We start from the raw sequence: 18,997 nt of genomic DNA on the forward strand, positions 1-18,997 counted from the left end.
CTGAAGCCATGACCGCTCCCCTGCCCCCGCCGCCCGGGCCGCCCGACACCGGCGAGGCGCGGACGAATCTCACGCTCGCCGGAGTGGGCGAACCCGAGATGCTGCGGGCGGACGCGGCGCGCAACCGGGCGCTCCTGCTGGACGCCGCCTCACGCCTCCTGGCTCACTGCGGGGTGGCGAACCTCACCATGGAATCGGTCGCGGCAGCCGCCGGAGTCGGCAAGGGCACGGTCTTCCGGCGCTTCAAGGACCGCACCGGCCTGCTCATCGCGCTCCTGAACCACCGCGAGGCCCTGCTGCAGGCCGCCTTCCTCTCCGGGCCGCCCCCCATGGGTCCGGACGCCCCCGCGGCCGAGCGGCTGCACGCCTTCGGCCCGGCCCTGATGCGCCACGAGCGCGATCACCACGAGCTGATCCTGGCCTCCCGCACCGACCCCCTGCGCACCTACGAGGTCCCCGCGCAGCGGCTGAGGATCAGCCATGTCACGCTGCTCCTGCGCCAGGCGAATGCGGCGGGTGAGCCCGAACTGCTCGCGCACACGCTGCTCGGATCGATCGACACGCCCCTCGTCCACCATCTGACCTGTGAACGCGGCATCGGCGTCGACAAGCTGGAACAGGGCTGGCACGAGCTCCTCAGCCGTTACGGGGTGGCGCGCTGAGGGCGGCCCGCACCTGGACCAGGGCGTGCGTCCCGCTCGTACGCCACTCTTGGCCGGAGCGGTCCAGGCCCTCCTGGATCCGCGGATCGAGGCCCACGACGACGTCGGACTTCAGCGTACGCAGCGCGGCGACTGCACTCGGGAAGTACGCCGTCAGGTCGGCGAACGGCGTGGTCGCCGGCCACAGCCGGTCGCCCACCAGGCGGCGGTAGTTGAGGTCACCCTTCAGGATCGTCAGCGTGGCCGCGCCGAGCTCCGCCCGGAGCTCCTCGGGCATCCGGTCGTACGGGAACGGGGAGCAGAAGAACGGGTGCGTACGGACCTCGATCCGGCCCGCCCCCATGGCCTCCCAGACCCGGACGCCGATCTCTCCCGCCTCACCGGGGGCGCTGTTGAGCCGGCGCAGGCAGTCGACGACATCGGCCGTCATGGCATCGGAGACGTAATACGGGGCGGGCTTCACATGGAGCACCACCCGGTCGGCGTGGCCGTGTTCGAGAAGGTGGTCGATGAGAACGAGGTCGGGGATCAGCTCACGCCCGGTGTTGTCCGCGATGACGGCGACGATCGCCGGGGACCCGGCGGGCAGGAGCGACCACAGCAGCGCACTGTCGTCGGCGACCAGAGCGGGGTCGGCCTCGCCGGGGGTGGATTCGCCAGGGGTGGATCCGCCGGGAGTGGATCCACCGGTCGCGGCGCGGAAGCCGAGATCGGCACGGTTCCCCCAGAGCGAGGCCTGGAGCAGAGCTGCCGCCCGCTCGGCGGCGGAGGCGCCGGCGAGGTCGTCCAGCGAGCGGAGTTCCTCCTCGACCGTGGAACCGAGCAGTTCCGCGCGCTTGAAGGAGGCGAAGGGATCGACGCCCTGCCACGGCCCCTCGTCGAAGTACCCGACGGCTCCCAGAAGCCTGCGGTAGAAGTAGCTCTCGCCCCAGAGGAACGGGGCGTCGAACCACGGACGCCCGAAGTGTTCCTGCCCCCACCCCAGCCAGAGCTCACGGTCCGGGCTGCCGGGAGCGAGCGGTTCGACGACCCCGTGGACGATCTCGTGGAGCAGGGTGTCCAGGGCGCGGTGCTGCCGGGGGCCGTACGGGAAGGCTTCGCGCACCTGCTCGATCAGGGCCGGGTGGCGCTCGGCCATGACGCTCCGGGCGAAGCTGCCAGGCTTCCCGCACGTGATCACAGAGGGGAGGCCGATGTCCCCCACGGCCCGGGAAGTCGCTCGCGTATCGCCCATATGCCCAGTCTGCCCTGCCGGCGGAACCCGCTCCTCCCCCGACGGTGAGCGCGTCCACCGTCAGCCCCGGCAACCGGCGGTCAACGCCCGTGGCGGAACCGGCACATGGAGGCCCCAGGGCCTGGTTACGATATGGAACGGCTCAGATGACTTACCCCAGGAAAGGGAACCCGTACCCATGCCGGCCGAGACATTCGAGTTTCAGGTAGAAGCTCGCCAGCTCCTGCAGATGATGATCCATTCGATTTACTCGAACAAGGATGTATTCCTGCGTGAGCTCATTTCCAATTGTTCGGACGCGCTGGACAAGCTGCGGCTCGAATCTCTCCGTGACGACACGCTCCAGGCGGACACGTCCGACCTGCACATCGCCATCGAGGCCGACCAGGAGACCCGCACCCTGACCGTGCGCGACAACGGTATCGGGATGTCGCACGACGAGGTCGTGCAGCTGATCGGGACGATCGCGAATTCCGGTACGGCGAAATTCCTCCAGGAATTGAAGGAAGCCAAGGACGCCACCGCTTCCGAGGAACTCATCGGGCAGTTCGGTGTCGGGTTCTATTCGAGCTTCATGGTCGCCGACGAGGTCACCCTGGTGACCCGGCGCGCGGGCGAGGACACGGGCACGCGCTGGCAGTCCAGCGGTGAGGGCACCTACACCGTCGAGTCCGTCGACGACGCGCCGCAGGGCACCTCTGTCACGCTGCGGCTCAAGCCCGAGGACGCCGAGGACAAGCTCTTCGACTACACCTCGCCCTGGAAGCTCAGGGAAATCGTCAAGCGCTACTCGGACTTCATCACCTGGCCGATCCGCATGGCGGCGGTTACGGGCGAGGAGGGTGCGGAGCCCGGGACCGAGACGGTCAACTCGATGAAGGCCCTGTGGGCCCGGTCGAAGGATTCCGTGACCGATGAGGAGTACAGCGAGCTGTACAAGCACATCAGTCACGACTGGACGGAGCCGCTCGAAACCATCCGCATGCAGGCGGAGGGAACCTTCGAGTACCAGGCTCTGCTCTTCCTGCCGTCGCACGCGCCGCAGGACCTGTTCATGCAGGACCACAAGCGTGGGGTCCAGCTCTACGTGAAGCGCGTATTCATCATGGATGACTGCGAAGCGCTCATGCCGACGTATCTCCGCTTCGTGAAGGGCGTGGTCGACGCACAGGACCTTTCCCTCAATGTGTCGCGCGAGATCCTCCAGCAGGACCGCCAGATCGAGATGATGCGGCGCCGTCTGGTCAAGAAGGTGCTCTCGACGGTGAAGGACATGAGGTCCGCCACCCCCGAGAAGTACGAGACGTTCTGGAAGGAGTTCGGCCGGGTCCTCAAGGAGGGGCTGTTCCAGGACTTCGAGAACCGCGACGCGATTCTCGAGATCTCGTCGTTCGCCTCGACCCAGGACGAGGAGGGGCTGACCACCCTGCGTTCGTACGTCGAGCGGATGAAGGAGGGCCAGGAGCAGATCTACTACATGACGGGTGAGTCCCGCGCGGCCATGGAGAGCTCGCCGCACATGGAGGCTTTCCGCGCCAAGGGCTTCGAGGTCCTGCTGCTGACCGAACCCGTCGACGAGGTCTGGGTGCAGTCCGTGCCCGAGTTCGACGGCAAGCCGCTCCAGTCCATCTCCAAGGGTGAGGTCGACCTCGACACCGACGAGGAGAAGAAGGAGGTCGAGGCCGAGCGGGAGAAGCAGCAGCAGGACTACGCCGGTCTGCTGACCTGGATGACCGAGCAGCTCGGTGACACCGTGAAGGAGGTACGTCTCTCCTCGCGGCTCACCGTCTCGCCGGCCTGCATCGTCTCGGACACGCACGATGTCACCCCTGCGCTGGAGAACATGTACCGCGCCATGGGCCAGGAGGTGCCGCAGATCAAGCGCATCCTCGAACTCAACCCCTCGCACGCGTTGATCAGCGGGCTGAACAAGGCGTACGCCGAGCAGAGCGGCGAGGAGAGCGCCCGCACCGAACTGGCCGAGACCGCCGAGCTGGTCCACGGGCTCGCGCTTCTCTCGGACGGCGGGGAGCTGAGTGACCCCTCGCGCTTCAGCAGGCTGATGGCGGACCGTCTGGAGCGCACGCTCTAGTCCACGGACCGCCCCCGACCCACTGCGGCCGCCAGGATTCCTGGCGGCCGCAGTCGTGTGCGGGGTGACGTGTGTGGTGCGGGGCGAGCGTGTGGTGCGAGAGCGGTTGTGAAGGCGGGGCGCCGGCGCGAAGTGGCTGACGTTCGAACAGAAGGCGGGCCCCCGAGGGTGACTCAGAGGAGTCGCCCCGGATGCCGAAGAGGCCCACAACTTCACCCTTCCGAGAGCCAGTTGCAGGTTTATCTACGCGCGGAGCATCGACGGCCGAACGATCCTTCGGGCATATCAGACGACTTTCCCCGCGACCATTACCGCCGGGTACCGGGAGCTGCTACAAACGTGCACGCCCCACGAACTCCCCACTCACCCCCCACATTTCGAAGGGCTGGCAGCCATGTCAGTACGAACCTTCCGGGCGTCCCTCACCACCCTCGCGATCGCAGCCGTGGCCGCACTCGGCCTCGCGCAACCGGCATCCGCCGCAGGCGACAACTACGTCGCTCTCGGTGACTCCTACTCCTCCGGCGTCGGCGCCGGGAGCTACACCTCCGAGAGCGGTGACTGCAAACGCAGCACCAACGCATACCCCTACCTGTGGAAGAACGCGAACGCCCCGTCGTCGTTCACGTTCGTCGCCTGCTCGGGGGCGACGACGGCCTCCGTGTCCAGCGGTCAGCTGGGCGCGCTGAGCTCGTCGACCACGCTCGTCAGCCTCACCGCCGGCGGCAACGACGTCGGGTTCGCGGACGTCATGCAGACCTGTGTCCTGCAGAGCGAGGCCGCCTGCGTGACCCGGGTGAACACAGCGGTCTCCGAGATGGAGAACGCGCTGCCCGGCAGGCTCGACTCCCTCTACGCGGGTATCCGTTCACGAGCGCCGCAGGCCCATGTGGTGGTCCTGGGCTACCCGCGCTTCTACAAGCTGTCGGGCACCTGCATCGCCGGCCTCACGGAGACCGAGCGCGGGGCCATCAACAACGCGTCGGACGTACTGAACGGGGTGCTCGCCAAGCGGGCGGCCGACGCGGGGTTCACGTATTCGAGTGTGGTGGACGAATTCACCGGGCACGAACTCTGCTCGGGTGACGCGTGGATCCACAGCGTCTCCATCCCGATCACCAACTCGTACCACCCGAAGGCCATCGGGCAGTCGAACGGCTACCTTCCGGCCTTCGACTCCGTGGCGTAGCACGCCTGGAGAGAGCCCGCCCGGCGCACGCCGGGCGGGTCCGCCACACGCCGGGCGGGTCCGCCACACGCCGGGCGGGTCCGCCGCCGAGGTCCGCGACGCCCGGCGGGCGGCCCCCGCTCGCTGCGCTCCGGACTCAGTACCGCTCGACCAGGTGCTCCCGGCCGGCGGGGGGCTCGTAGGGCTCGGGCCAGAAATCCGTCACCCCGGAGATCCTGCCGTCCGCGTCGAACGTGAAGAAGTGGATGGCGTGCGTCTCGTCCGGCCCCACGGTGACGAGCGTCCGGACAGCGGCCTGCCGGCCTTCCCCGTCGGCCACTGTCCGCTCGATCCGGACGTGCCAGTCCCCCGGATACTCCTGGTTGAACCGGACGAAGCGCTCCTTGCCGAGGATGCGCTCACGGCTCTGCGGCAGTTCGTACACCACGTCGTCGGCGAGGGTGGCGGCGAACGCGCCCCAGTCGCGGGCGTCCGCCGTGGCCCAGTACGCCTCGACGGCGGCTCGCACCTCGGCCGTGCCCCATGCCTCGCCCGGACTGTCAGCCATATCGGTCATGCTCCCGAGTGTGGACCCCGCCACTGACAGTCGGCCGCGGCGCGGCTCCGGTCAGCCGCTGACCGGCCGGGACGCCTTGACCGAGTACATCATCGGGATGCGCGGGCGGCCGGCGGGGAAGCGGTAGTAGCCGTCGGCATGCCGCACCAGCGCCGGGTAGCGGGCGAAGAGCGAGGCGTCGTGTTCGTGCAGGAACTCGATCCGCAGCCCGGCCGCCGCCAGCGCCGAGACGACCTCGCCCACGGGGTGCTGCCACTCGACGCTACGGTTGTGGACGGTGGCGGCATCGAAGTCGGCGTACGTGCCCGGCGACTCCTCCACCCAGGGATCGCGGCTGAAGTAGTCGTACGCGATCGTCGAGCCGGTTTCGTCGTCCAGGCAGTCGGTCAGCGGGTGGAACTCGGCCAGGTAGAGGAATCCGCCGGGCGCGACCAGTGAGGCCACGACCTCCGCCCAACGGCCGACGTCGGGAAGCCAGTTCAGGGCTCCGATGCCGGTGTAGACGATGTCGTACGCGGAGTCCGGGACGGCTTGCGCGGCGTCGTACACGTCGGACGCGACGAACGTCGCCCGTTCCGGCGTCAGACCCAGCGACCGGGCCAGGTCACGGGCGGTCTCGACCGCGGGTTCGGAGAAGTCGAGGCCCACGACCTGGGCGGCGCCGTGGCGCGCCCACGAGAGGGTGTCGAGCCCGATGTGGCACTGCAGGTGCAGCAGGGTACGGCCGGTCACGTCACCGACCTCCGCGAGCTCGAATCCGCGGAGAGCGTCCTTGCCCGCCCGGAAGGCCTCCAGGTCGTAGTAGTCACTGGCCGCGTGGATGGACACGCGCTCGTCCCAGCGTGCGCGGTTGGCCTCGTGCCAGTCGTCGGGCGTCGGTGCGTACATGCCGTGAAAGTTACCCACAGGCCGGTGGTGCGTGCGAGCGGTTATCCACAGGCCGCCCGGCATCGTGGTCACATCGGGTTGGATGGGCTCATGAGCGACACACAGAACGACGCATCCGTGCCGGAGCGGGAGCAGGAGCCGCCGCAGTGGGAGCAGCGCTTCCGCGCTGCGCGGGTGTCCCTGCCCGACTGGGCCGAGGACGCCCCCGACCGCGCGCTCTTCGTCTCCAACGCCACCGGCACGTACGAGCTGTACGCGTGGGACCGCGCGACCGGGAAGCAGCGCCAGGTCACGGACCGGCCCAACGGAACCACCGACGGTGTTCTGACGCCGGACGGCCAGGCCGTCTGGTGGTTCGCCGACACCGACGGCGACGAGTTCGGGGTGTGGATGCGGCAGCCCTTCGACGGCGGTGCGGACGAAGAGGCCACGCCCGGTCTCGAACCCTCCTACCCGGCCGGGCTCGCGATCGGCCGCGACGGCACAGCGGTGGTCGGCCGCTCGACCGACGAGGACGGGACGACCGTTCATCTGGTGCGCGCCGGGGCGGAACCGGTCGAGATCTACCGGCACCGGGAGTCCGCGGGGGTGGGTGACCTCTCCCACGACGGGACGCTGATCGCCCTGGAACACACGGAGCACGGCGACGCGATGCACTCGGCGCTGCGGGTGGTACGCCCCGACGGTTCGACGGTCGCCGAGCTGGACGACACCGAGGGCGGCACGAAGGAGCTCGGCCTGTCGGTGCTGGGCTTCGCCCCGGTGGTTGGTGACACCCGGCTGCTGGTCGGGCATCAACGGCGTGGGCGGTGGGAGCCGATGATCTGGGACCCGGTCGCGGGCACGCAGACCGACCTGCCGGTCGATCTGCCCGGTGACGCCGGCGCCGAGTGGTATCCGGACGGGTCCGCGCTGCTGATCGAGCACAGCTTCGAGGCCCGCAGCGAGCTGTGGCGGTTCGAGCCGGGCGCCGCCGGGCCGGTGCGGGTCGAGACACCCGCCGGGACGGTGTCGGGCGCCACGGCCCGCCCGGACGGCTCGGTGGAGTATCTGTGGTCGTCGGCTGCCCAGCCGCCCGCGGTGCGGTCCACGACGGGCTCCGTCGTCCTCGACCCGCCGGGTGCCAAGGCTCCGGCCTCGGTGCCGGTGCGGGACGCCTGGGTGGACGGCCCCGGCGGCCGCGTCCACGCGCTGGTGCAGACCCCCGCCGGTGACGGCCCGTTCCCCACGGTCTTCGAGATACACGGCGGGCCCACCTGGCACGACAGCGACGCGTTCGCGTCGGGTCCCGCCGCGTGGGTGGACCACGGCTTCGCGGTGGTGCGCGTCAACTACCGCGGGTCGACGGGATACGGGCGCGCGTGGACGGACGCGCTCAAGCACCGGGTCGGGCTGATCGAGCTGGAGGATGTCGCGGCCGTCCGGGAGTGGGCGGTGACGTCGGGACTCGCGGACCCGGAGCGGCTGGTGCTGGCCGGTGGCTCGTGGGGCGGTTACCTGACCCTTCTCGGGCTGGGTACGCAGCCGGATGCCTGGGCCCTCGGCCTTGCCGCTGTCCCGGTCGCCGATTACGTCACCGCCTACCACGACGAGATGGAAGCGCTGAAGGCGATGGACCGCACCCTGCTGGGCGGGACCCCGGAGGAGGTGCCCGAGCGCTTCGAGGCCTCGTCCCCGCTGACCTACGTGGACGCCGTGCGCGCCCCGGTCTACATCTCGGCCGGCGTCAACGACCCGCGCTGCCCGATCCGCCAGGTGGAGAACTACGTGGACCGCCTCGCGGCCCGCGGCGCGGTCCACGAGGTCTACCGCTACGACGCGGGACACGGCTCACTCGTCGTGGAGGAGCGGATCAAGCAGGTGCGGCTGGAGCTGGACTTCGCCCTCCGCCATCTCGGGCAGGGGCAGGAGGGGAAGAAGCCGGCCGCATAAGGCCCGGATAAATGGTGCACCCCGCTCCGGGGGCCCGGAGCGGGGAACCGTACCTTGGAGGGGTGTACCGGTTCCTGCTGACCCCGCGGTGGTGGGGGATCAACCTCTTCGTCGTGCTGGCCATCCCGTTCTGCGTCTTCATGGGCACATGGCAGCTCGGCCGTTTCGAGGACCGTGTGCAGTCGCACGAGGAGGCCGAGGAGCGCCCCGACCCGGGCACCCGCTCCCCGGCACCGCTCGACGAACTGCTCCCCGTCAGCACGGACACGTCCGGCCGCCCGGCTGTGGCGAAGGGGACGTACGCCGATCAGTTCCTGGTCCCCGGACGTGAGCTGGACGACCGTGACGGCTTCTACGTGCTGGATCTGCTGCGCACCGACAGCGGCAAGGCGCTGCCCGTCGTGCGGGGCTGGCTGGCGGGCAGCCCCGGCAGCACCGAGGTGCCCGAGGCCCCGGCCGGCGAGGTCACCGTGACCGGCGATCTGCAGGCCTCCGAGAACAGCGGCACCACCGGTGTCGACCTCAGCGGCGGACTCCCCGAGGGCCAGCTCGGCATGATCAGCGCGGCGTCCCTCGTCAACGTCGTGCCGTACGACGTCTACGACGCGTGGGTGACCCTGCCCGGGCCGGAGGCGGGAGGCACGGGTGACGGTGGCCTGAAGCCCGTTCCCGCGGCGGCGGCCCAGGGCAGCGGGCTCGATCTGAAGGCCTTCCAGAACCTCGGCTACACCGGTGAGTGGTTCGTCTTCGGCGGCTTCGTGCTCTTCATGTGGTTCCGGCTGATGCGCCGCGAGGCGGAGGCCGCGCGCGACATACAGCTGGGGCTCGCGGCCGACGCCGACTGACGCGCGACCGGGGCCGGGCCGGGGCAGGGCAGGACGGGCTGACGGGGCCCCACGACAGACGGGGCCGGCGGACCGCAGCGGCGGCGGCAACGCCGTCCACCACGACAGCGACAGCAACGGGCAGCAGGGGCACGCCGGAACCCGAGAAGGTCCTGGCGGCCCGCTGCCCGTACCAGCCGAGGTTCTCGCGCTCGCCGAGGACGAGTACGGCGGCGCCGTGTCAGCGACCTGCGCCAAGGGCTCGCGCCCGGAGCGCCCGGCCCGTGCCGCGCCTGCCCCGGCCAGGGTCCTTCGACCGGGTCGGGCCCGGCCTGACCCGGGCGGGCGGACTCAGGACGCGTCCAGTACACCCGTGCGGTAGATCGTGCCGGCGCACGCGTTGGCGATCGTGGTCTCCGCCGTCGGCGCGCCGGCCTCCGGGGTGTGGGTGACCGAGATGCTGCCGTCCGCCGGGCCCTCGTCCGCGCTGCCGAACTGCGCTGCCGTGTCCGTCGTCCCGGTGTCGCTTCCCGTCGTGCCCTCGCCGCCGCCTCCGCCGCCGTCCGTGGGCGTCGGGCTGGGCGAACCGCCGGTGGTCGGGCAGGTGTCCGAGGGCACCCACGCGAAGCGCACCTCGTACGTCATCGCCGGCTTCAGGAGTACGGCACCCGGCTCCAGCGAGGGATCGGGCAGACCGGCCGCCGGGTCGCCCGCGGTGTGCTGCACCACGGTGATCTTCAGCGGGTCGGCGGCACCCGCCGCCTGGAAGCCGACGGTGCCGTTGGTGGTGACCGAGCAGGATTTGCCGGAGACGTTGGCGATCTTGAAGGTTCCGTACACCGTGCCGTCCGAGTTGGCCGCGCCCGCGTCCGCGGAGGCCACACCGAGCTGGTCGGGGGCGCAGGCCGTGGCTGCGGCCACATCGGCACCCGGGGGATCGTCCCGGCCCTCGGCCCCGCTGCTCTCGGCGCCCGGGTCCGTCCCCCGCGACGGAGCCGCGGAGTTCCCCGTCTCGCCCTCGGCGCCCTCGCTCCGGCGGTCCTCGGGCCCCGCCGTCTTCCCGCCGTCGGCCTCGGTGCCCGCGTCCTCGCCGCTGCCTCCCTGCGCCTGCTCGCCGTGGCCGGCGATGGCGGGGCTGGCGGTGGCCGAGCCGTCCGAATTCGCCACGTGGACGAATGCGGGAACCGCCGTACCGATCAGCAGCGCCGCCGCCGCCGCGCCCACCACACCCTGGCGCCGCCTGGCGCGCCGGGCGGGCACCGCGCGATGCAGATGGTCGAGGGTGCCGTCGGAGGGCTCCAGGCCCTGGACGGCGCCCCGCAACATGCGGCGCAGCGCGACCTCGTCCATACCCTCTCCACCGGGACCGCCGACCACACCGCCGGACCCGCCGGCGAAGGCACCACCGCCCCCGCCGCCGAAGAGCTCGGTCAGCGTGCCGCCATCACCGGGCTCGGCGTCGGCGCCACCCACGTCACGGCCGCCCTCTTCCGGAGCGGCGGTCCCTGAGGCGGCTTCCGCACCGTCGACCGCTTCCTGCTTCCGTTCACCGTCCGGCTCCGGATCGGTGTTCGGGATGCTTTCCGGCCCGTGGTTCACAATTCCGTTTCCAGTCCGGTCATCGTCGTGCCTGTGCTCGGGCCCGCTCATGCCTGCGCCTCCATCACCACGCGCAGTGCCGCAATGCCCCGGGAACCGTACGCCTTCACCGAACCGAGCGATATCCCGAGCGTCTCGGCGACCTGGGCCTCCGTCATGTCCGAGAAGTAGCGCAGCACCAGCACCTCGCGCTGGCGGCGCTGCAGTCCCTTCATGGCCTTGATCAGCGCGTCCCGCTCCAGCTGGTCGTACGCGCCCTCCTCCGCGCTGGCCATGTCGGGCATCGGCTTGGAGAGGAGCTTCAGCCCGAGGATGCGCCGGCGCAGCGCGGAGCGCGACAGGTTGACCACGGTCTGGCGCAGGTACGCCAGCGTCTTCTCCGGATCGCGCACCCGGTTCCGCGCCGAGTGCACCCGGATGAAGGCCTCCTGCACGACGTCCTCGCAGGACGCGGTGTCGTCCAGCAGGAGCGCCGCGAGGCCCAGCAGCGAGCGGTAGTGGGCGCGATAGGTCTCGGTCAGATGGTCGACCGTCGTTCCTGCCGCCACCGTCTCCTCAGCGCCCTCGCGCTGCGAAGGCAGCCGGGTGGAGCGCGCGGCGGGCATGGGCGCGATCACCGGCATACCGCCGGCCGCGCGGGGCCTCCGGAGCGGACGCACCGAAGCGCCTCGCAACGGGCCCACCACTGTGATGTCGAGAACCTCTGCCACGCCAGTTGGACACGCTTCCCCCCGTCAGGGTTGTACGCGTACGGCACCGCGTTCGATGCTGTGCGACATGCCCTCATTCGTACCTGCTCTTCCCCAAATGCCCCGAAAACGCATCCAGCCACGCAAGAAGTGACGACAGAGACGCGTAGCGCCCGCCTAGCGGTTGCGGAGGGCGAGGAGATCATCGTCGGATATGACAACGCCCCAGCTCAAGAGGTTCAGACCAGCAAGTTACCCACAGGGCGCACACAGATCCTACAAAACAGGTTCGATCAGGTACGGGGAAATTCGCCTGCCACCGATTCGGCGATCTGGGCCACGTTGAGAGCGGCGCCTTTTCGGAGATTATCGCCGCAGATGAACATCTCGACGGCGCGCGGATCGTCCATCGACTGCCGCACCCTGCCCACCCAGGTCGGGTCGGTGCCCACGACATCGGACGGCGTGGGGAAGTCACCGGCCGCCGGGCTGTCGAAGAGCACCACCCCGGGCGCGGTCGCCAGGACCTCGTGCGCCCTGGCCACGGCCACCTCGTTCTCGAAGCGGGCGTGCACGGACATGGAGTGCGTCGTGACGACGGGCACGTACACACAGGTCGCCGTGACCTTGAGGTCCGGCAGTCCCAGGACCTTCCGGCACTCCTCGCGGATCGCCAGCTCCTCGGACGACCAGCCGTCCCCGGCGTCCGTACCGGCCCAGGGCACCACGTTCAGCGCGACCGGGGCGGCGAAGGGGCTCTTCTCGCCGTCACCCAGTGCCCTCCGTACGTCACCGGGGCGGGTGCCCAGCTCCGTACCCGCCACCAGGGCCAACTGCTCGCGGAGCACGGCGACTCCGTCCCGGCCCGCACCGCTCACCGCCTGGTAGGACGAGACGATCAGCTCGCGCAGCCCGAATTCGGCGTGCAGCGCGCCGACCGCGACGATCAGCGACAGGGTCGTGCAGTTCGGGGACGCGACGATGCCGCGCGGTCGCAGCCGCGCGGCATGGGGGTTGATCTCGGGTACGACGAGGGGAACGTCGTCGTCCAGGCGGAAGGCGGCCGAGTCGTCCACGACCACCGCGCCCTTGGCGGCGGCGACCGGCCCCCACTGCGCGGACACCTCGTCCGGCACCAGGAACAGGGCGACGTCCACGCCGTCGAACACGTCCTCGGTGAGCGCGAGGACCTCGGTCTCCTCGCCGCGTACGACCAGCTTGATGCCGGCCGCACGCGGGGAGGCGATCAGCCTGACCTCGCCCCAGACGTCCTCGTGCTGCGAGAGGATCTGGAGCATGACGCCGCCGATCGCACCGGTCGCGCCGACGACCGCGAGCGAAGGGCGGCGTCCCGTCATCGGCCGGTGCCCCCGTAGACGACGGCCTCGTCGGAGTCGCTGTCGAGTCCGAAGGCGGTGTGCACGGCGCGCACGGCCTCGTTGACGTCGTCGGCCCGGGTGACCACCGAGATGCGGATCTCGGACGTCGAGATGAGCTCGATGTTCACACCGACGTTCGACAGCGCCTCGAAGAAGCCCGCGGTGACGCCGGGGTTGGTCTTCATGCCCGCACCGACGAGGGAGATCTTCGCGATCTGGTCGTCGTAGCGCAGCGACTCGAAGCCTATGCCGGCGCGGTTGCGCTCCAGGGCGTCGATCGCCTTGCGGCCCTCGGCCTTGGGCAGGGTGAACGTGATGTCCGTGAGCCCGGTCGAGGCGGCGGAGACGTTCTGCACCACCATGTCCATGTTGATCTCCGCGTCCGCGATGGCGCGGAAGATCGCTGCGGCCTCGCCCGGCTTGTCGGGAACCCCGACGACCGTGACCTTGGCCTCGGAGACGTCGTGGGCGACTCCGGAGATGATGGCGTGCTCCACCTGCTGGTCCCCTTGCGGCTCGTTGCTGACCCAGGTGCCGCGCAGTCCGGAGAAGGACGAGCGGACGTGGATCGGGATGTTGTAACGGCGTGCGTACTCGACGCAGCGGTGCAGCAGCACCTTGGAGCCGGACGCCGCCAGCTCCAGCATGTCCTCGAAGGAGATCCAGTCGATCTTCCGGGCCTTCTTCACGACCCGGGGGTCGGCGGTGAAGACACCGTCGACGTCGGTGTAGATCTCACAGACCTCCGCGTCCAGCGCGGCGGCCAGCGCGACGGCGGTCGTGTCGGAGCCACCGCGACCGAGGGTCGTGATGTTCTTGCCCTCCTGGCTCACACCCTGGAACCCGGCGACGATGGCGATGTTGCCCTCGTCGATGGAGGTCCGGATACGGCCCGGCGTGACATCGATGATGCGCGCTTTGTTGTGGACCGAGTCGGTGATGACACCGGCCTGGCTGCCCGTGAACGACTGGGCCTCGTGGCCCAGGTTCTTGATCGCCATGGCCAGCAGGGCCATGGAGATCCGCTCTCCGGCGGTCAGCAGCATGTCGAACTCACGCCCTGCAGGCATCGGGGATACCTGCTCGGCGAGATCGATCAACTCGTCCGTCGTGTCGCCCATCGCGGACACCACGACAACCACCTGGTTGCCGTTCTTCTTGGCGTCCACGATTCGCTTGGCGACGCGCTTGATGCCTTCGGCATCGGCTACGGAGGAGCCTCCGTACTTCTGCACGACAAGGCCCACGTGCGCTCCTCGCTCAATAATGGTGCGGTCGGCTCAGTTTAACGAGCAGTCCGGAATCAACCCGTCGGTACCGGATGGTGAGATGTCCCGCCCACCACCCGGAACGGCATGTCGCTCCGAACTGCTCGTACCGGGCTGTTGCCCACTGGCCCGATCCGCACGCCTCTTTGTGTCCCAGGACACAACAGACGCAGCCGTCGCACAAGCCACGGAGGGCCGCTACAGGACCGGCCGCAGGCCCAGCGGCCCCGCGATCTCCTCGGCCATCACGCGCCCCGCCTCCTCGGCCAGGTCCCCGTCGCCCGGGTCCTGGTCGGTGTCCAGGCCGTCGAGCTCCTGGAGCGGCTGGTTCAGCCGGATGTGGGCGATCAGCGACTGGAGCGCACGCAGGGCCGCTGACGCGGTGGAGCCCCAGTTGGAGAAGTACGAGAACTGCCACCACCACATGGCCTCCGCCGTGCGGTCCGCCTCGTAGTGCGCGAGGCCGTGCCCGAGGTCCGTGACCAGGTCGGCCAGGTCGTCGGAGATGCGGTGGGGCACGGGCGCCTTGCGCGGCTCGTACGGGTCGAAGACCTCGGAGTAGACGTCGATGGGCTCCAGCAGCTCCGCGAAGCGCTCACGCAGCCCGTCGGCGTCCGGCTCGGCGCCGAGGTCCGGCTCGTAGCGCTCGTCCGGGAGGATGTCCTCGTACGCGCCGAGTCTCCCGCCGGCCAGCAGGAGCTGGGAGACCTGGAGGAGCAGGACCGGAACGGCCTCCTCGGGCTCCTCGGCCTTGGACACCTCGGTGACCGCGACGATGAAGGTCTTGATCTGATCCGCGATCTGGACGGCGAAGTCGTCCGGATCCTGCGTGACGGAGTTCAGCGTGGCGTCAGACATCGAGGAGACCTCCCGTGGGCACGGTCGCGAACGGTGGGTAGAACATAGCGCCGCCGCGCGTAAAGCCGCAGTCAGATGCCGGGTCACACATCGAGCAGCCGCCTCCCCTCGAAGGCGCGGCCGAGGGTGACCTCGTCCGCGTACTCCAGGTCGCCGCCCACGGGCAGCCCGCTGGCCAGCCGGGTGACCCGCAGGCCCATCGGCTTGACCATCCGGGCGAGGTACGTCGCGGTGGCCTCGCCCTCCAGGTTGGGGTCGGTCGCCAGGATCAGCTCCGTGATCGAGCCGTCCGCGAGCCGGGCCAGCAGCTCCCTGATCCGCAGGTCGTCGGGACCGACGCCCTCGATCGGGCTGATCGCGCCGCCGAGCACGTGGTAGCGGCCCCGGAACTCACGGGTCCGCTCGATCGCCACGACGTCCTTGGGCTCCTCGACCACGCAGATGACCGAGCGGTCACGGCGCGCGTCCCGGCAGATGCCGCACTGCTCCTGCTGCGCGACGTTGCCGCAGATCTCGCAGAAGCGGACCTTGTCCTTGACCTCGAGGAGGGCGTGGGCCAGACGGCGTACGTCGGTGGGCTCGGCCTGCAGGATGTGGAAGGCGATCCGCTGCGCGCTCTTGGGACCGACGCCCGGCAGCCTGCCCAGCTCGTCGATCAGCTCCTGAACCACGCCTTCGTACAACGGAACGCCTCTCCTTTTTCCTGCTCGTACCGTATCGGGTACGGGTGGGTAGCTACAGGGTCAGAACGGGAGGCCCGGCATGCCGCCCAGGCCCTGGGCCAGCGGGCCCAGCTTCTGCTGCTGGAGCTGCTGGGCGTTCTCGTTCGCCGCCTGGACCGCCGCGACCACGAGGTCGGCGAGCGTCTCGGTGTCCTGCGGGTCCACGGCTCCGGGATCGATCACCAGGGCGCGGAGCTCGCCGGACCCGGTCACGGTGGCCTTCACGAGACCACCGCCCGCCTGTCCGTCGACCTCGGTCCTGGCCAGCTCCTCCTGGGCCTCGGCAAGATCCTGCTGCATCTTCTGGGCCTGCTGGAGCAGCTGCTGCATGTTGGGCTGGCCACCACCGGGAATCACGGTCACTCCTGGCACTTCGACGACGGATTGTTTCGGTATGCCGAGCCTACGTGTTCGTCCGACGCCGCGCCCCACCCGCCGGGGACCAACTCTTTCGGGTGAGATCTGAAAACTGCCTGCCGTGCTCCTATACCTGACCAGAGGCCGTGCCCAGGCGGGAATCCCGCGATTTCGACCCCGCGGCCCACCATTCGGCGGTAGGAAGAGCATGCGTATCCGTACCCATACGCACAGCGAAGGTAACGCAGAGTTACACGGGTGGGGCCCCGGTCATATGCCGGTACCGGCCCCCTCCGTGACCGAGAACCGTGCCGATCCGCGTCGATACGCGCCGAACGCAGAGTGCAGAGGAGTGCCCCGGTGAGTCAGCCGGAGATGCAGCCCGAGGGGCCGCCCCGCAAGGAGCCCGGCGCGGGATCCGGTGCAGGCACCGGAACCGAACGGTCCGGTTCGAGCCCCCGGGACCTGACCGGCCGCGCCTTCCCCCTCGGCGACTGGGGTGAACCCGCCGAGCGGCTCGACGAGCTCTACCGGTGGGTCGAGGCCGGTGCCATGGAGACCGCCGACTGGTATCTGCGGGACCGGGTCCGCAAGCGGCGTACGGCCAGGCTGCTCCGGCTCGGCACGGCGGCGGGGGTGGTCGCGGGCGCGGCCCTGCCGCTGCTCGATCTGACCGGGGAGCTGCACGGGTCGGCCGGCTGGGGCTATCTGTCGCTGCTGCTGGGCGCCGCGTGCATGGCGTGCGACCGGTACTTCGGCCTGACCTCCGGCTGGATAAGGAATCTCGCGACGGCACAGGCCGTGCAGCGGCGACTGCAGGTGCTCCAGTTCGACTGGTCCTCCGAGTGCGTCCGTGAGGTGCTCGGACCGACGGAGGGCACCGCCAGCGAGGCCGCGGAGCGGTGCCTCGGGGTGCTGCGACGCTTCTCCGAGGACATCACCGAGCTCGTCCGCATGGAGACGGCGGACTGGATGGTGGAGTTCCGGGCCGGACCCGCGCCCATGGGCATGCAGTCGCTGGTGACGGGCGGCCCCGGCGGCCGTCCGGAGCCGGGGTCCTCACCGGGCCGGCTCACCATGCCTGCGGCGGTCAGGCCGAACATGCCGCGCCAGCGGCCGCCGGAGCCGCCGCGCTGATGCCGGACCCGGAGCCGCCGCGCTGATGCCGGACCCGGAGCCGCCGCGCCGAAGCCGGATGCGCCCCGCTGACGGAGCAGGGCGGCCGGCGCCACCGGTCAGCTGAAGATGATCATCGAGCCCTGCGCGAGGCTGCGGGTGGCCGCCGCGTGCAGGCCCAGCCAGACGTGCCGCTCCCGGGCGAAGGGGCTCTCGTCGTACGGGACCGGGGCGGCCGGCTCCTCCAGCGAGGTGGGGCCGGCGGGCGGGAGCGGGGCCGCCGGCGGGTTGGCCGGGTCGATGCCGATGGACGGGGCGACGAACTCCAGCTCGCGCAGCAGGCCGTGGGAGGAGCCCAGCGGGCCTCCGCCCTCCAGGAGCTGGTCGTCGGAGAGCGGCCGGGGGAAGTCCACCGGGACGTACGCTCCGGCGTGGTCGTAGTGCCAGACCAGGTGCGACTCCTGCGCGCTCTGCTCGAACATCTCCAGCAACTGCTCGTAGTCCCCGCCCAGTTCGTCGACGGGCGTGACGGCGAGGCCGCTCAGCTGGAGCAGGTAGGCGCGGCGCAGGAAGTGCAGGGCGTCGTAGTCGAAGCCCGCGACCGGGGCGACGTCCCCGGTGAGTCCCGGCATGTAGGCGTAGACCGGCACAGGCGGCAGGCCCGCCTCGGTCAACGCCTTGTCGTAGACGGCGATCTCTTCGGCGAACGGATTGTCGGGGCTGTGGCACAGCACATCGACGAGGGGGACCAGCCACAGGTCACAGGCCACGAAATCTCGCTCTCCAACGGGTTCGTGCGATGGTCGGGACAGCGTAATGCGGGCGCGACCCCGCGCACAGGGTGCGGGCCCCGCAGCCCTGCGCGCTCAGGTGCGGCCCGGGTGCGGGGGGTCGTCGGCGGCCAGCCGGTCCGCCCATTCCAGCCCGTGCGTGTAGTAGCCGTCCAGCACCGCTCGTACGGCCGGTCCGTCGGCGGCCGCGATCGCCTCCACCAGTTCCTGGTGGCCGTTCCACAGCCAGTCGCGGAGATCGCCGTCCCCCCGCAGGTACGGGACGGCGAAGGCCCAGGCCTGCATCCGCAGCCGCTGCAGGAAGTCGCTGATGTAGGCGTTGCCGACGACGGCACCGAGCTCCCGCCAGAACCGCAGGTCGTAGCCGATGAGGATGTCGAGGTCGCCGCCGCGCGCCGCCCGTGCGGCCTCCTCGCCCCTGCGGCGTACGGAGACGAGGGCGGCCCGGTGCGCGCCGATCACGGCGGGCGCCGAACCGGACCCGTCGAAGATCCGCCGGAAGACCCCGTCTATGACCAGCGCCCGCGCCTCCACCATCGCCCGGTAGTCGGCGACGGAGAATTCGCGGACCCGGAAGCCGCGGTGCTGGTCGGATTCGAGCAGGCCCTGCGCGGAGAGGTCGAAGAGCGCTTCCCGGACGGGGGTCGCGGACACCCCGTACTGCTCGGCGATCTGCTTGACGGTGAACTCCACCCGTGGCCGCAGACGCCCCGCGAGCACCTCGTCACGCAGCGCGTCGGCGATCTGCTGGCGCAGCGTACTGCGGGTCACACCTCCGCCCGCACCCATGGCGCCCCCTCCCGTTCTCGGCTCGGGTCACCTTAGACCGACCGGTGGACGG

The 18,997-nt window shown here is 70.4% G+C and carries 18 protein-coding genes; 6 read left to right on the plus strand and 12 right to left on the minus strand.

All coding sequences use genetic code 11. The annotated features are described in order from the left end of the window. The first annotated feature begins 8 nt into the window (after nucleotides 1–8). Complete coding sequence (locus tag AB0P41_RS25335; RefSeq protein ID WP_356713879.1) at nucleotides 9–662, plus strand: helix-turn-helix domain-containing protein; 654 nt, start codon at nucleotides 9–11, stop codon at nucleotides 660–662. Here the strand turns inward: AB0P41_RS25335 and AB0P41_RS25340 are convergent. Then, nucleotides 637–1,800: a damage-control phosphatase ARMT1 family protein gene (locus AB0P41_RS25340; RefSeq protein ID WP_365934328.1), complete on the minus strand. Its 1,164-nt coding sequence runs from the start codon at nucleotides 1,798–1,800 to the stop codon at nucleotides 637–639. The two genes, AB0P41_RS25335 and AB0P41_RS25340, sit on opposite strands and share 26 nt — an antisense overlap. A 274-nt stretch (nucleotides 1,801–2,074) precedes the next feature. Between AB0P41_RS25340 and htpG the strand changes: the two genes are divergently transcribed. Then, nucleotides 2,075–3,988 (plus strand): molecular chaperone HtpG, encoded by a 1,914-nt coding sequence (gene htpG / locus AB0P41_RS25345; protein WP_365934330.1) that lies wholly within the window; start codon nucleotides 2,075–2,077, stop codon nucleotides 3,986–3,988. Between the two features lie 394 nt (nucleotides 3,989–4,382). After that, nucleotides 4,383–5,177 carry an SGNH/GDSL hydrolase family protein gene (locus tag AB0P41_RS25350; RefSeq protein ID WP_356713883.1) on the plus strand — a complete coding sequence of 265 codons (795 nt, stop codon included), beginning with the start codon at nucleotides 4,383–4,385 and terminating at the stop codon, nucleotides 5,175–5,177. Nucleotides 5,178–5,313: 136 nt separating this feature from the next. Here AB0P41_RS25350 and AB0P41_RS25355 read toward each other — a convergent pair whose 3' ends face one another. Next, entirely contained in the window at nucleotides 5,314–5,733 is a 420-nt protein-coding gene (locus tag AB0P41_RS25355; protein ID WP_365934332.1) for a nuclear transport factor 2 family protein, read from the minus strand. Nucleotides 5,734–5,784: 51 nt separating this feature from the next. After that, nucleotides 5,785–6,621 (minus strand): class I SAM-dependent methyltransferase, encoded by an 837-nt coding sequence (locus tag AB0P41_RS25360; protein WP_365934334.1) that lies wholly within the window; start codon nucleotides 6,619–6,621, stop codon nucleotides 5,785–5,787. Nucleotides 6,622–6,711: 90 nt separating this feature from the next. Between AB0P41_RS25360 and AB0P41_RS25365 the strand changes: the two genes are divergently transcribed. After that, the gene (locus AB0P41_RS25365; protein WP_365934336.1) at nucleotides 6,712–8,553 is read left to right on the plus strand and encodes a prolyl oligopeptidase family serine peptidase; all 1,842 of its coding nucleotides are present in this window, start codon (nucleotides 6,712–6,714) and stop codon (nucleotides 8,551–8,553) included. Nucleotides 8,554–8,615: 62 nt separating this feature from the next. Beyond that, nucleotides 8,616–9,398, plus strand: a complete 783-nt coding sequence (locus AB0P41_RS25370) for an SURF1 family protein (RefSeq protein ID WP_365934337.1) — start codon at nucleotides 8,616–8,618, stop codon at nucleotides 9,396–9,398. A gap of 330 nt (nucleotides 9,399–9,728) precedes the next feature. Here the strand turns inward: AB0P41_RS25370 and AB0P41_RS25375 are convergent, their stop codons facing one another. The 7 genes from AB0P41_RS25375 to AB0P41_RS25405 form a co-directional block, all read right to left on the minus strand. Continuing rightward, on the minus strand, nucleotides 9,729–11,027 hold the full coding sequence (locus AB0P41_RS25375) for a hypothetical protein (RefSeq protein WP_356713888.1): 1,299 nt from the start codon (nucleotides 11,025–11,027) through the stop codon (nucleotides 9,729–9,731). Beyond that, nucleotides 11,024–11,599 (minus strand): SigE family RNA polymerase sigma factor, encoded by a 576-nt coding sequence (locus AB0P41_RS25380; protein WP_099173480.1) that lies wholly within the window; start codon nucleotides 11,597–11,599, stop codon nucleotides 11,024–11,026. The genes AB0P41_RS25375 and AB0P41_RS25380 overlap by 4 nt, the downstream gene beginning before the upstream one ends. Nucleotides 11,600–11,958: 359 nt before the next feature. Next, entirely contained in the window at nucleotides 11,959–13,023 is a 1,065-nt protein-coding gene (locus tag AB0P41_RS25385) for an aspartate-semialdehyde dehydrogenase (protein ID WP_365934340.1), read from the minus strand. Then, nucleotides 13,020–14,291, minus strand: coding sequence for an aspartate kinase (locus AB0P41_RS25390; protein ID WP_356713891.1), 1,272 nt, complete (start codon nucleotides 14,289–14,291; stop codon nucleotides 13,020–13,022). The genes AB0P41_RS25385 and AB0P41_RS25390 overlap by 4 nt, the downstream gene beginning before the upstream one ends. A 219-nt stretch (nucleotides 14,292–14,510) precedes the next feature. Further along, complete coding sequence (locus tag AB0P41_RS25395) at nucleotides 14,511–15,170, minus strand: DUF5063 domain-containing protein (RefSeq protein WP_124277692.1); 660 nt, start codon at nucleotides 15,168–15,170, stop codon at nucleotides 14,511–14,513. Between the two features lie 83 nt (nucleotides 15,171–15,253). After that, nucleotides 15,254–15,853 carry a recombination mediator RecR gene (recR, locus tag AB0P41_RS25400; protein ID WP_099173476.1) on the minus strand — a complete coding sequence of 200 codons (600 nt, stop codon included), beginning with the start codon at nucleotides 15,851–15,853 and terminating at the stop codon, nucleotides 15,254–15,256. A 60-nt stretch (nucleotides 15,854–15,913) separates the two neighbouring features. After that, on the minus strand, nucleotides 15,914–16,249 hold the full coding sequence (locus AB0P41_RS25405; protein WP_365934390.1) for a YbaB/EbfC family nucleoid-associated protein: 336 nt from the start codon (nucleotides 16,247–16,249) through the stop codon (nucleotides 15,914–15,916). A 360-nt stretch (nucleotides 16,250–16,609) separates the two neighbouring features. Here AB0P41_RS25405 and AB0P41_RS25410 point away from each other — a divergent pair, with 360 nt between their 5' ends. Beyond that, entirely contained in the window at nucleotides 16,610–17,386 is a 777-nt protein-coding gene (locus tag AB0P41_RS25410) for an SLATT domain-containing protein (RefSeq protein ID WP_356713892.1), read from the plus strand. Between the two features lie 98 nt (nucleotides 17,387–17,484). Here AB0P41_RS25410 and AB0P41_RS25415 read toward each other — a convergent pair whose 3' ends face one another. Together AB0P41_RS25415 and AB0P41_RS25420 are read right to left on the minus strand one after the other, a co-directional pair. Further along, nucleotides 17,485–18,135 (minus strand): hypothetical protein, encoded by a 651-nt coding sequence (locus AB0P41_RS25415; protein WP_356713893.1) that lies wholly within the window; start codon nucleotides 18,133–18,135, stop codon nucleotides 17,485–17,487. A gap of 96 nt (nucleotides 18,136–18,231) precedes the next feature. Then, nucleotides 18,232–18,945, minus strand: a complete 714-nt coding sequence (locus tag AB0P41_RS25420; protein WP_356713894.1) for a GntR family transcriptional regulator — start codon at nucleotides 18,943–18,945, stop codon at nucleotides 18,232–18,234. Nucleotides 18,946–18,997: the final 52 nt, after the last annotated feature.

Origin of the sequence: Streptomyces sp. NPDC079167 (assembly GCF_040686735.1) — a bacterium.
GTDB lineage: Bacteria > Actinomycetota > Actinomycetes > Streptomycetales > Streptomycetaceae > Streptomyces.

Coding starts and splice junctions, on each gene's coding strand:
- AB0P41_RS25385 (WP_365934340.1), bottom strand. CDS start 13,023: ATGACGGGACGCCGCCCTTCGCTCGCGGTCGTCGGCGCGACCGGTGCG.
- AB0P41_RS25375 (WP_356713888.1), bottom strand. CDS start 11,027: ATGAGCGGGCCCGAGCACAGGCACGACGATGACCGGACTGGAAACGGA.
- AB0P41_RS25420 (WP_356713894.1), bottom strand. CDS start 18,945: ATGGGTGCGGGCGGAGGTGTGACCCGCAGTACGCTGCGCCAGCAGATC.
- AB0P41_RS25395 (WP_124277692.1), bottom strand. CDS start 15,170: ATGTCTGACGCCACGCTGAACTCCGTCACGCAGGATCCGGACGACTTC.
- AB0P41_RS25335 (WP_356713879.1), top strand. CDS start 9: ATGACCGCTCCCCTGCCCCCGCCGCCCGGGCCGCCCGACACCGGCGAG.
- AB0P41_RS25365 (WP_365934336.1), top strand. CDS start 6,712: ATGAGCGACACACAGAACGACGCATCCGTGCCGGAGCGGGAGCAGGAG.
- AB0P41_RS25380 (WP_099173480.1), bottom strand. CDS start 11,599: ATGCCGGTGATCGCGCCCATGCCCGCCGCGCGCTCCACCCGGCTGCCT.
- AB0P41_RS25355 (WP_365934332.1), bottom strand. CDS start 5,733: ATGACCGATATGGCTGACAGTCCGGGCGAGGCATGGGGCACGGCCGAG.
- AB0P41_RS25360 (WP_365934334.1), bottom strand. CDS start 6,621: ATGTACGCACCGACGCCCGACGACTGGCACGAGGCCAACCGCGCACGC.
- AB0P41_RS25340 (WP_365934328.1), bottom strand. CDS start 1,800: ATGGCCGAGCGCCACCCGGCCCTGATCGAGCAGGTGCGCGAAGCCTTC.
- htpG (WP_365934330.1), top strand. CDS start 2,075: ATGCCGGCCGAGACATTCGAGTTTCAGGTAGAAGCTCGCCAGCTCCTG.
- AB0P41_RS25350 (WP_356713883.1), top strand. CDS start 4,383: ATGTCAGTACGAACCTTCCGGGCGTCCCTCACCACCCTCGCGATCGCA.